General features: G+C 35.9%; 7 protein-coding genes. All 7 read left to right on the forward strand.

All coding sequences use genetic code 11. From position 1 onward, the window contains the following. Window positions 1–131 precede the first annotated feature (131 nt). The 7 genes from H6G26_RS32555 (at window position 132) to H6G26_RS32585 (ending at window position 13174) form a co-directional block, all read left to right on the forward strand. Window positions 132–287, forward strand: coding sequence for a hypothetical protein (locus tag H6G26_RS32555; protein WP_190734942.1), 156 nt, complete (start codon window positions 132–134; stop codon window positions 285–287). 50 nt (window positions 288–337) lie between these two features. After that, window positions 338–772, forward strand: coding sequence for a hypothetical protein (locus tag H6G26_RS32560; RefSeq protein WP_199327195.1), 435 nt, complete (start codon window positions 338–340; stop codon window positions 770–772). Window positions 773–1650: 878 nt separating this feature from the next. Next, window positions 1651–3036, forward strand: a complete 1386-nt coding sequence (locus H6G26_RS32565; protein WP_190734943.1) for an AAA-like domain-containing protein — start codon at window positions 1651–1653, stop codon at window positions 3034–3036. A 101-nt stretch (window positions 3037–3137) separates the two neighbouring features. Further along, the gene (locus H6G26_RS32570; RefSeq protein WP_190734945.1) at window positions 3138–4955 is read left to right on the forward strand and encodes a carotenoid oxygenase family protein; all 1818 of its coding nucleotides are present in this window, start codon (window positions 3138–3140) and stop codon (window positions 4953–4955) included. A gap of 75 nt (window positions 4956–5030) precedes the next feature. Continuing rightward, window positions 5031–10439, forward strand: coding sequence for an ATP-binding sensor histidine kinase (locus tag H6G26_RS32575; protein WP_190734947.1), 5409 nt, complete (start codon window positions 5031–5033; stop codon window positions 10437–10439). A 174-nt stretch (window positions 10440–10613) separates the two neighbouring features. Continuing rightward, a complete protein-coding gene (locus H6G26_RS32580; protein ID WP_190734949.1) occupies window positions 10614–10982 on the forward strand; it encodes a response regulator in 369 nt (122 codons plus the stop codon). Window positions 10983–10993: 11 nt separating this feature from the next. Beyond that, the gene (locus H6G26_RS32585) at window positions 10994–13174 is read left to right on the forward strand and encodes an AAA-like domain-containing protein (RefSeq protein WP_190734950.1); all 2181 of its coding nucleotides are present in this window, start codon (window positions 10994–10996) and stop codon (window positions 13172–13174) included. Window positions 13175–13342: the final 168 nt, after the last annotated feature.

Consider the following 13342-nt stretch of genomic DNA (forward strand, 5'->3'; position numbering starts at 1 on the left):
CCGTCCTGCTAGAAACGAACCACGAGTCCGTAAACGCCGCCCGAAAGCTTATCCCTTAATGACCAAACCCCGGCATGAATTAAGAAAGCAGTTGCAAACTGTTTAATACACAAGCGTTTCGGCTTTTCTTAGTGCCATTCACTACTGAACACTTGACCATTCTCGAACTACTTGGTGGTGTCAAGAGTTACGACTATCTTCCTCCAGGCTGGAAGAACGTTGAGGTTATTACAGATATTGCAATTGTCACTCCAGACAAGCCTACAAGTGAAAGCGGTCTCCCCTAAGAGCTGTTTTCTTTTTTAACTATCAAATTTTACCCGGAACGTTAAATTCTATGTTCGATGAACCGTTAGCAATTAATATCAGTGAAGAAAACTGTCCAGTTATTGCTGTGATCTCTCATGTAGTAAGACCAGGGCGTGAGCAAGGTTACGAAGCATGGTTTCATGGCATTGCCGCAGATGCACGAAAATTCAAGGGACATCTGGGTGTCAGCACTATTCGACCCCAGGATCACGCTCATCCTGAGTACGTGGTCATTCTCAAGTTCGATTGCTACGACAATCTCAAGATCTGGCTAGAATCAGATATTCGGCGGGAATGGATTGAGCGATTGCAACCCTTGATTGAAAAGCCAGAAGATATTCAAACCCTGACCGGATTGGAAACCTGGTTTACTCTCTCAAACAAACCTATGATGTCTCCACCACCCCGTTACAAAATGGCGTTAGAACCTGTCAAGAAACAGCTTTTACAGTTTGCTGCCTAAAAAGCTTACTGAGAAAGCATTTCTAACTAAAAAGAAGGAAGGTTGTTTCGTGACAAGCTCTTAGAAATACGATCACGCAAAGTCAGGGTGATAGTAAATTTGTATTATAAGCTGGAACGCCTATTAAATTGTTCAGCTTTTTTCTAACTCGATTTAAAATGGGTGAACTGGGATTAATTATATGAGATTTTTATGAGATTTCAAAGCGAGCGCTAAGGTTTTATATGAAGTTACAAGCCATTAAATGAGATTTTATATGAAATTTTTATGAAACTAATTAGCTTGGTAATGGTAATATCAAAGAAAGAAATAAACAAATTAATTAATATCTTCCATATCTAAGATACCAATTATATCTGAAGATATACTTATAAAAAGTTAACATTATAAAGTTTTATTTATAAAAATACTTAGAGATATAATAAAAATTATCCAATAATATACAAATTGCAAATAGTGTTATGAAGTGATAAAAGTTGCATTATTAAAGATACGGAAAACTACTTTTTTAATCTATAACTTTACTGCGGTTAAAAAATATGATTACAACGAAGGGAGGCACATAAATTTTCATGTAATAATCTGGACAAACTTAAGCTAAGTATATCAAACAATATCAAGATAAAAATTATCGATAGAATTAACGCGATGTGCAACTTTCTCTAAATTATTGTGGAATGTTCAAACTTCTTTTTATCCCACAATAAACTAAGGTTTAACAAGATTAAGTTGCACACTGCATTAATTAAAAAAAATACATAAGAACCAGCAAAAGTATTACTTGAGAGTGATTTATATAGGAAGCTTATCCTATATAAATCCTAGCCTTTTTTATAATTACATAAATTCTTTTGCAGAACAGCAGAGAGGATAAGTGCATGGATTCTACAGAACTCGAACTTTTAGTTGAAATTATTAATCGCAAGCTACTTGAAAAGCAAATTCGCCCTCTCAGTTACACAGAAATTCTGATTATGCAAGGTATTTGGCACTATCAAACGTATCACCAAATTGCTCAAGAGAAGGGCTATAGTGCTGGCTACTTTACTAACGTCGTTGCTCCACAATTGTGCCAACGACTCACCGAACTCGTCGGTAGTCGTGTTACCAAAAAAAATTGCCGGGTGTTACTGGAGTCTTATCTTGATGCTACCTGTACGGCTTTAAAAACAACAATGTTAAAGCAACATTCTGTGGACTCATTCCCTGATACCGACCAAAAACCGTCACCTAGCTACCCCAGTGGTCCAGTTCCGCTTGGTTCCTCTTTTTACATTGAAAATTCTACCCTTTCTACACGAGTTTATGAAGAAATTTCTAAACCAGGAGCCTTAGTACGGATAAAAGCTCCCAAGGAAATGGGTAAGACTTCAATGTTGTTGAGGATTTTGAACTACGCTGAATCCCAAGGCTACCGCACTGTAAGTCTCAATTTGGAACAGATTGACAGTTCAATTTTGAATGAATTGAATCTATTTTTGCGCTGGCTATGTGCTAATGTCAGCCGCCAACTACAAATTGAACCAAGATTAGACGACTATTGGGATGAAGATATCGGCAGCAAAGTCAGCTGTTCTTTATATTTCCGAAAGCATTTACTAGAGCAAATCAACTCTCCTGTAGTCTTGGTTTTAGACGAAGTGAACCAGATTTTTGAACATCCACAAGTGGCAAAAGATTTTCTACCGATGTTGCGTTCGTGGTATGAAGAAGCCAAAAGACTGCTCATCTGGCAGAAGCTGCGCCTGATTGTCATACACTCCACTGAAATTTATGTTCCTCTAGAACTTAACCAGTCACCTTTCAATGTTGGTTTACCGATTCAGTTGGGTGATTTCTGCTTGGAGCAGGTGCAGCAGTTAGCCCAAAGTTATGGACTTGACTGGAGTAATGGAGAAGAAAGCCAACAATTAATGACTATGGTTGGGGGACATCCAGCGCTGATACACATGGCAATCTATTATTTAAGTTTTGAGGAGATGAATTTGGCGGAACTATTGAAAACCGCTCCTACATCTAGTGGAATTTATTCTCATCACTTACAACGTCATTGGGTAACTTTGCAACAACAGTTGGAATTGCTCATAGCTGTTAATGCAGTAATGAGTTCTACTGAACCTGTGCAATTAGAACCAATTGTAGCTTACAAGTTAAGTAGCATGGGCCTGATTAAATTAGATGGTAATAAAGCTACACCCTTTTGCCAGTTGTATCGGCAGTATTTCAATAATCAGCAATTAAAAATAGATGAGAACAATAATTGATTAATATTAATTAGATATTATATTAATCATATTATTAAACCTGTGAGCATATTAGCAATTTTTGAAATTAAAGACAATAAAATCATTAAAAGGCGAAATTTATGGAAGCTAACTCAACAACAAATCCTGCAAAAGTTAACATTAAAAATTTTAAACTCTCTCCTGAACCAAACAATGATGGTTGGGATGCGGAAATAATAGAGGGAACTTGGCCAAATAATTTATCCGGCTATGTCTTTATGGTTGCCCCTTTCCACCGAAAGAAAGACCGCCATTTATTTGCTGGTGAAGGTGTAATCATTAAATGGAATCTCAAAGCTCAAAATGACAAAATAAAAATCTACGCCAATAGATTGAGAACTTGGGATAGTTTTTGGAATGGCAAACTACCGCTATATAATCTGTCAAAAGCTTTTTTCCCGGCAGTTATAACTCCTTTAGGGATATCAGAAATTGCCAACACAGCCGTTGTTAACATGAATGGCAGGCTGCTTTTAACAGCAGATGCAGGACGTTACTGGGAAGTAAATCCAGATACCCTTGAAACGATAACACCCATAGGACATTTTGACGAACATATCATTTCTGTTCCCCTAGCATTCTTTCCTTTGGTAGCAAATACAGCCCACCCCTTATATGACCCTAAAATTGATAGACTTATTAGCTGTGAATTAAAGTCTAAGCTTCGTCCAGGCAATTTATTTACTGACATGGTGAGTGATGTCTATATCACTTATTGGGATGGCAAGGGAGATTTAGAACATTGCAAAGTTGAGGGAACAGTTCTTGATGGTACTCCCCACACAGTTATAGTGACAGAAAAATATATTATGTTTCCAGATATGCCCTTCCAAATGGGAGTATCCCTGCTGTTGGGGCTAAAAATTCCTCCTCTCAAGCCGTATAAAAAAACACAGCTTTACATTGTTAACCGTGAAGAGATTGAAGAAAAACATCAAGAGAGTGTCACCTCACGCCTAATAACTTTTGATGGTGATAGTTACCACTTCTTATGGAACTACTATCATATGGACGACAAAATTCATTGCGTCGCCATACAACAAGCAACAATTAGCCTAACAGATGCACTCGAAGAGGATGATGTTAAACACTTTAGTGGCGAATCCTACAGTCAAGATTGGTGGGGTATACCTTGGATGTTTGCATTTGATCCTGGGGTACTACGCAAAGTAGTAATCAAAGATGCTTATTGTCAAAGCCAAGAAGCCTTTATCCATCCGGGATGGTTTTCCACAACACTTTACACAGCCGATCCCAAAGAGTTTTTAGCTAAAGAAGGATATTCCACTATCTATCAAGTTTATACTGGGTATCAGCGCGATTTTATTTGCCGTCGGCAATACCTTGGATTTCGTGATTGCCCGAATCGTATTCTCAATGACGAACAATTACCCCCACATGATCTTCCCTCAGTTTTAGCTAAAGTTCCCTTAGATAAAAACTGGGAAGAACTTACTCAACAAATAAAAAAAGAACAAGAACAAAATCCTGATACTCATGTGTCTCATTTAGGTAAAAAATTACTTGATTTTTATGTATTTCCTGACGGGTATATTGTCAATAGTATCCAATTTATCCCTCAAGCTCAGGGATATATTTTAACCACTATTTTGACACCTACAGATTACCTGGAAGCATGGTTATTTGCTACTAACGATCTCAGTCAAGGCCCTATTACTAAAATTTGTTTACCAAAAAAAGTTCATTTTGGTTTTAGCTTACATTCAGAGTATTTTGAGCGGATTTCCCATGTTAAACCTAGCTATAAAATATCTAGGTTAGTATCTGATTTACGCAGCATAACGAAAGTTCCTTATGAATTCTTTTTCGACCCATTGGATAACATTCGCAGAAGAAATACTGGTAATTTAAAGTACTCAAAGTATGATGTAAGATGAGCGATCGCTTACCTTACATCATACACTTCATGTTGTATTGACCATTTTATGTTGAGATATTTTCGTTAGTTTATTATGATTAGTCTAAGTGGATACCAAATCATTAACCAAATCTACGAAAGCAATAATTCAAAAGTTTATCGAGCTATTCAAGAGTCAGACAATAAGCCAGTTATCCTCAAAGTACTAAAGGAAGACTATCCCACTAGCCAAGAACTTGCTCGTTATAAGCAGGAATATGAACTTACCCGCAATCTTAATTTTGAAGGAGCGATAAAAGTTTATGGTTTAGACTCTTATCAGAGAACGCTGGTTCTAATCATAGAAGATTTTGCTGGGATATCTTTAGACAGATGGTTTCAAGAAAAACCTCTTGCATTTGAGATTTTTTTTCCTGTTGCCATTGAGATAGTTAAAAGTTTAGGCAATATTCATGCAGCCCATTTAATTCACAAAGATATTAATCCAGCTAATATCGTCTTCAATCCCACCACTAAACAACTCAAAATCATCGATTTTGGTATTGCTACCGTACTCAAACAAGAAGATCCCTGCCTCAAAAATCCTTATATTATTGAAGGCACTTTAGCCTATATCTCCCCAGAACAAACCAGGCGAATGAACCGCCCTTTAGACTACCGTACCGATTTCTATTCTCTCGGTGTTACTTTCTATCAGCTGCTGACAGGACAATTACCCTTCGAGAGAACTGATGTCTTGGAATTAATTCACTGTCATCTAGCTATACAACCCGTACCTCCTCATATACTTAGCCCTAAAATTCCTTTGGTGGTTTCTAATTTAGTGATGAAGCTGATGGGCAAAACGGCTGAAGAACGATACCAGAGTACTTACGGTATTAAAGCTGATTTAGAAGAATGCCTCAGACAACTTGAATCTACAGGCAAAATAGTAGACTTTCCCCTTGCTACTCAAGATATTACCGGACAGATCCAAATTCCTCAAATACTTTATGGTAGAGATGCAGAAATTTCAACCCTAATCGCAGCATTTGAAAGAGTAACAGCACCAGAAAAAGCTAAACCATTCGTAACCGAACTGATGCTAGTAACTGGATATTCTGGGGTTGGAAAAACGAGATTAGTACAAGAACTATACAAGCCTCTAACTGAAAAACGAGGCTATTTTATCTTAGGTACATTTGACCAATTTCAACGTAATGTTCCTTACTCTGCGGTTGTCAATGCCTTTACTAACTTGGTGCGCCAACTCTTAGGTGAAAGTAAAGCACAACTAAATCTATGGCGAGAAAAACTTTTAACTGCTTTAGGGGCTAATGGACAAATAATTATAGATGTTATTCCCGAAGTAGAATTAATTATTGGTAAGCAACTACCCATATCAGAATTAAGAGCAACAGAAGCTCAAAACCGGTTCAACTTAGTCTTTAAAAATTTTATTCGCGTTTTTTGTTCTTCTAAGCAACCTCTAATCATCTTTCTTGATAATTTACAATGGGCAGACTCTGCTAGCCTAAAGTTAATAGAATTGATTATGATGGATGCAAAAATCCAATTTTTATTTCTCATTGGAGCTTATCGAGATAACGAAATTAACCACACTCATCCCTTAAATATCACTCTTGAGAATTTACGAAAAAAAGCAACTATTATAAATAAAATTATTTTAAAGCCGTTAAAATTACATCATATTAATAAATTCATATCTGACGCTATTTTTACTGAAATAAAGTACATAAAGCCTTTAGCAAAATTAGTCTATGACAAAACTAATGGCAATCCTTTTTTTGTTAATGAATTTTTAAAAGCTATTTATTCCAGTAATTTGCTTGTATATAAACATAACTCAGTAAATAAAAATCAAAAAACCTTTTGGCATTGGAATATAAAATTAATTAAAGAGTTAAGAATTACTGACAATGTAGTTGAATTAATGCTAGCTCAAATGCAAAAAATGCCAAAAGCTACTCAAAAATGTTTAAGTGTAGCATCTTGTATGGGAGCAGAATTTAACTTATATACAATTTCTATAGTTTGTAAAAAATCAGAGAAAGAAATTTTTAATAGTTTAACTTCAGCGATTGATAAAGGTTTAATTATTCCATTGTCAGAATTGAATGAACAACTAATAATTCAAAATTATAAATTTGGACACGATCGCATTCAGCAGGCAGCGAATATTCTTATTGATGAAGAACAAAATCCAGCTATTAACTTAAAAATTGGTCGTTTGCTATGGAAGAATACTCAAGCAGAAGAGTTATCGGGAAGACTATTTGAGATTGCTGATCACCTTAATTTGGGGCATCAGCTTATAACTTGCCAACAAGAACAAATTGAAGTCGCTGCGCTCAATTTGCTAGCAGGACAAAAAGCCAAACCAGCAACGGCTTACGAAGCCGCACTCAATTATTTAAAGGTAGGACAGGAACTTTTAGCGGATAAAAATTGGCAAAAATATTACAATTTGAAACTAAATATTTATGTAGAAGCAACCGAGGTAGCCTATTTAAATGGAAATTTTGAACAGATGGAACAATTTACGTCGGTGGTGCTAAAAGAAGCAAAAACTCTATTAGATAAGGTAAAAGTATATGAAGTTAATATTGAAGCTTTACAATCCCAAAATAAAGAGCTAGAAGCTATTCAGATTGCTTTGTCCGTGTTGCAAACTTTAGGAATTAGTTTTCCCGAATTAATCCAACCATTAGATATTCAACAAGAATTAGAAAAAACTCGAACAAATTTAGCAGGTAAGTGTATTGAGAATTTAATTAATTTGCCTCAAATGAGCGAACCGTATAAATTAGCGATAATGAGAGTGACAAGTTGCATATTTTCTTCTATTTATATTGCTGCTTCTAATTTGTTACCCTTATTAGTATCTAAACAGGTAAATTTATCGCTGGAATATGGGAATAATTCTCTATCTGCTTTTGCTTATGTTAATTACGGATTAATTCTGTGTGGTGTCTCAGGTGAAATTGAGGAAGGTTATCAATTTGGTCGCCTAGCTCTAGATTTGGTAGATAAATTTCATGCTAAAGAACTTATTTCTAAAGTAAATGCTGTTTTTTACGCAGCTATTAGTATTTGGAAAGAGCCTATTAAATCGTCTTTGCAATCATTGCAATCTGCTTATCAAACTGGATTGGAGGTAGGAGATTTATATTACGGAACTACTTGCGCTTATCTCTACTCATTTCATTCAATTTTTGTAGGACAAGAGCTTAATAATTTGGCATTAGAAGTAAATAGTTACAGTCAGCTTCTGAGCCAACTCAAACAAGAAGGAACTCTTAATTACAATAATATTTATGGTCAGACTGTCCAAAACTTGATTGGGCGTGCTGAATCTCCCTACCGTTTGTTAGGAGAAACCTACAATGAAGAAATCATGCTTCCGCTTCATATCAAGAAAAACGATCGCTATGCCCTTTGCGCTTTATATGTTAATAAACTGTACTTATGTTATCTTTTTGGTGAGTATTCTTTAGCTCTTGAAAATGCTGAGAAAGCAGAACAATATCTAGATGGGGCTACTGCTACATTACTGATTCCTCTGTTCTATTTTTATGATTCCCTAGCTCACCTTGCTACCTATGACTCTGCATCAAAAACCCAAAAACAGCAAATATTACTAAAAGTGACAGAACATCAAGAGAAAATGCAAAATTGGGCGAGTTATGCTTCGATAAATTACTTGCATAAATTTTACTTGGTAGAAGCAGAGAAACATCGTGTGAAAGGAGCTGATATAAAAGCAATGCAATTTTATAATCGTGCTATTGAGTTAGCTAAAGAAAATCAATATTGTAATGAACAAGCACTAAGTAATGAACTAGCGGCGAAGTTCTATTTAGCTAATGACCTTAACAAAATTGCTAAAATTTATATGACTGATGCCTGGTATTGCTATCTTAAATGGGGAGCAGCAGCTAAAATGAAGGATTTAGAGGAAAAATATTCTAATTTGCTTGCTATAAAATCTGAAATCATAGAACGAGGAAAATCTACTTTTAAAACTACCAATGAACAAACTAGCTCAGAAGTACTGGATTTGAAAACAGTTGTTAAAGCATCGCAAGTTATAGCAAGTGAAATTGTATTGAACAAATTGCTAGAAAAGTTGATAAAAATTGTGATCGAGAATGCAGGTGCTCAAAAAGGCTATTTAATTCTCGACAAAGGAGGGGAGTGGGTAATTGGATCTCAAGGATCGGTAAATTCTGATAGCGTTACTATTATGCAGTCGATTCCAGTTAACTCATTAGATAGTGATCGCCAAACACCTCCCTTATCAGCTGCTATCATCAATTATGTTGCTCGTACTCAAAAGGACATAGTTTTAAATGATGCAGTTCATGAAGGAGAGTTTATCCGCGATCCTTACGTTGTAGTAAATCAGCTTAAATCGGTTCTCTGCACTCCTCTGCTTTATCAAAGCAAACTGAGCGGGATTTTATATTTAGAAAATAATTTAACAACGGGTGCATTTACTCCTGAACGAGTTGAAATTTTAAGAATCCTTTCTACTCAAGCAGCTATCTCCATTGAAAATTCTTGCCTTTACGAGCAATTAGAGGATTACAATCGAACTCTAGAACAGAAAGTAAAAGCCAGAACCCAGGAATTAGGAGACAAAAATCAGGAATTAGCCAGCACCCTGCAAAAGCTCAAAGCCACACAAGATCAAATTATCGCTCAAGAAAAATTAGCTTCTTTAGGAGCATTAGCAGCAGGTATTGCCCATGAAATCAAAAATCCCTTAAACTTTGTTAACAATTTTGCCGAACTTTCTGTGCAATTAACCCAAGAATTGCTTGAAGAGCTAGAAACTCAAAAAAATCAATTAGAGCCACAAAGCAGAGAAAATACTCAAGAAATTTTAGATGATTTGAGCAAAAACTCCCAAAAAATAAATGAGCATGGTAGAAGAGCAAATGATATCGTCAATGGAATGCTTATGCTCTCTAGAGGGCAACTCGGCAAACGACAACTGAATGATATCAACGCTTTGTTAGAAGAGTCTATAAATTTGGCTTATCATGGGATGCGTGCCAAAGATCCTTCTTTTCAAGTCGCCATTGAAACAAATTATGACCAACAAATTCCTAAGTTGAATATCATACCCCAAGATATCAGCCGTGCCTTCATTAATATCATTAATAATGCTTGCTATGCAGCCAATGAGAAAAAGAAAAAAGTAAAAGAAGGATTCTTGCCAAAAATCTCGATTAAAACTAAGGATTTGGGTGAAAAAGTAGAAATACGTATTCAAGATAACGGTAATGGTATTTCTCAGGAAGTTGTCGATAAAATTTTTAATCCCTTTTTCACTACCAAACTTACAGGTGAAGGAACAGGCTTAGGTTTATCAATTAGCCACGATATTATTGTACAGGGGCATGAAGGAGAAATTCGAGTAGAAACTCAAGTTAAAAACTATACATCTTTTATTATGATTTTACCTAAAAATCTACCCAATCAGAACAATACTTAAGCCAAGGTAGTTAGGACATCAATAAACGATAAAGCTTAGACACGAAAGGACTTTAACTCTGTCACCTGTCACCTGCCACCTGCCTTTTGTATAAAATGAATTGAATTTTCCGAAAATTTCTCATGATTCATTGTAGTAGTTCTATGGAAGAGAGATTTTTAATGGATTGTTCTCATGAAAATAATAGTTGTAGATGACGAACAAGATATTCAGTTATTATTTGAACAACAATTTCGCCGAGAAATTAAAAACAACCAAATTCAATTACATTTTGCATTTTCAGCAGAAGAAGCACTACAATATTTACAAAAGGGATTAAATAATTGCATCACTTTAATTTTAACAGATATTAATATGCCGGGGATGAGCGGGCTAGAAATGCTCAAAATTATCAAAACAATTTCTCCTGATTTAAAAGTATTTATGATTACTGCATATAACGACGAGAGTAATTACATAATTGCTAAAGAATATGGAGCTGATGATTATATTACAAAACCAATTGCATTTAGTACACTCAAAACAAAGATATTAAATTTATAAATTAAATAAAAATGTCGGTAAAAATACTGGTTGTAGATGATGAGCCTGATATAAAATTTTTAATCCGCCAGAAGTTTAAGAAAGAAATCAAAAATAAGCAGTTTCAGTTTATTTTTGCACATAATGGGTTTGAAGCTCTTGATAAATTAGAAGCTGAACTAGATATCGATATAGTATTAACTGACATCTATATGCCCGAAATGGATGGGTTAACTTTACTAAATAAATTAAATGAGTTATATCCCTTCATTAAAACAATTATTATTTCTGCTTATAATGATATTGGCAATATCAGAATAGCGATGAATCGCGGTGCTTTTGATTTCCTGACTAAGCCGCTCGATCTTCAAGATTTAGAAATTACTACTAACAAAACTCTGCAACATGTGCAGCAGATGAAAGCAGCTTGGGAAGAGGAGCGTTTAGCACGGCAAGCTCAAGCAGAACTATTGCTCAATTTGCAACAAGAGATCGCCGTGCGCCAGCAGGCGGAAGAGGCATTGCGTGAAAGTGAAAGAAGGCTCGCTCAATTTTTAGAAGCTGTACCAGTGGGGGTATTTGTTATTGATGGCAATGGCAAATCTTACTACGCTAATCAAACTGCACAACAGATACTTGGCAAGGGAATCGTAACAGAAGTCACTAACAATCGATTAAACGAAATTTATCAAGCTTATTTGGCAGGGACGGGGCAGTTGTACCCCACTGAGCAGCAGCCCATTGTGCGAGCGTTAAGTGGTGAAAGCGTCTCTGTGGACAATATTGAAATTCGCCAAGCAGCCAAGATTACTCCCTTAGAAGTATCAGCTACACCGATTTTTGATGACAATGGTCAAATTATCTATGCCATAGCCGCTTTTCAAGATATTAGTCAACGCAGAAAGGCAGAAGCTGAACGGATTCAGTTTACACAGGAATTAACACTTAAAAATGTTGCCTTACAGCAGGCAAAAGACGCATTAGCTGAATCCAACCGCACCCTAGAACAAAAAGTTGAAGAACGCACTCAAGAACTATTACAAACGCTAGAAATTCTAAAAGTTACTCAAGATAAACTGATATTTGAAAATGCCTTACTCAGGAATGCAGAACAACCTTCAACCTATGATTATCAAGTTGGTGGTAGTTTACCAATGGATGCTCCCACGTATGTGGTGCGTTCCGCAGATCGTTATCTTTATAAAGCGTTAAAGACTGGGGATTTTTGTTACATTCTGAATGCGCGGCAAATGGGCAAGTCAAGCCTGATGGTGCGTATGATGCATCATCTTCAGCAAGAAGGTTTCATCTGTGCAGCCATTGACATGACTCGCCTTGGCAGTGAAAACATCACTCCTATTCAGTGGTATAAAGGATTAGCAGTCGAGTTCTGGCAAAGCTTCAATCTATTAGAAACAGTGAATCTTAAAGCCTGGTGGAATGAGCAAAAAGATTTATCGCCAATCCAGTGCTTGAGTCGATTTATAGAAGATATTATTTTAAATTACGTTAAGACTGAAAAAATTTTTATCTTTCTAGACGAAATTGATAGCACCTTGGGCTTAAAATTTCCCGTTAATGACTTTTTTACTTTAATTCGCTTTTGTTATAACCAACGCAGTATTAATCCAAACTATCGGCGTTTAACTTTTGCTCTATTTGGTGTTGTTACACCTTCTGATTTAACAAGTGACTACAAGAGAACACCTTTTAATATTGGTCAAGCAATTCACTTAGAAGGTTTTAAAGAACATGAAGCCCAACCTTTACTTCAAGGATTAACAGATAAGGTTAGCAATCCCCAAGTAGTACTGAAAGAAATGTTAGCTTGGACAAATGGTCAGCCTTTTCTTACTCAAAAGCTTTGTCAGATCATTCGTAATTCTTCATTCTCTGTTCCTGCTAGTTGTGAAGCAGAAAGGATTAAGAACTTAGTGCAAACGCAGTTGATTGAAAACTGGGAATCTCAAGATCAGCCAGAGCATTTGAGAACAATTCGTGATCGCATCCTTAAAAGTGAATGTAATCCTGTAGAGCTACTCAAACTCTATCAAAGAATTTGGCATCAAAAAGAAGTCGTCTCAGCTGATAGTTTAGAAGAAAAAGAATTGCTCTTATCAGGGCTGGTGGTCAAGCAACAGGGTTCTCTAAAAGTTCATAACCGTATTTATGAATTGGTATTTGACAGTAGTTGGATTAATTTATATATCTGAACCTGGATTTTTGGTAACCGTTTAGGGGGTTAGGGCAAACGCATCTAAAGTATAAAAATCCTTTAATAGCAAGGGTTTCGGCGTTTTTGAATTTAGCCTATTTTTTCGTTAAGATCCTTATCTAGCAAGGATTTCAGAAATACCGTGCGTTCGCCTGCCCTGTTCAGG

It is taken from the genome of Nostoc sp. FACHB-888 (assembly GCF_014696655.1).
Classification (GTDB): Bacteria; Cyanobacteriota; Cyanobacteriia; order Cyanobacteriales; family Nostocaceae; genus Nostoc.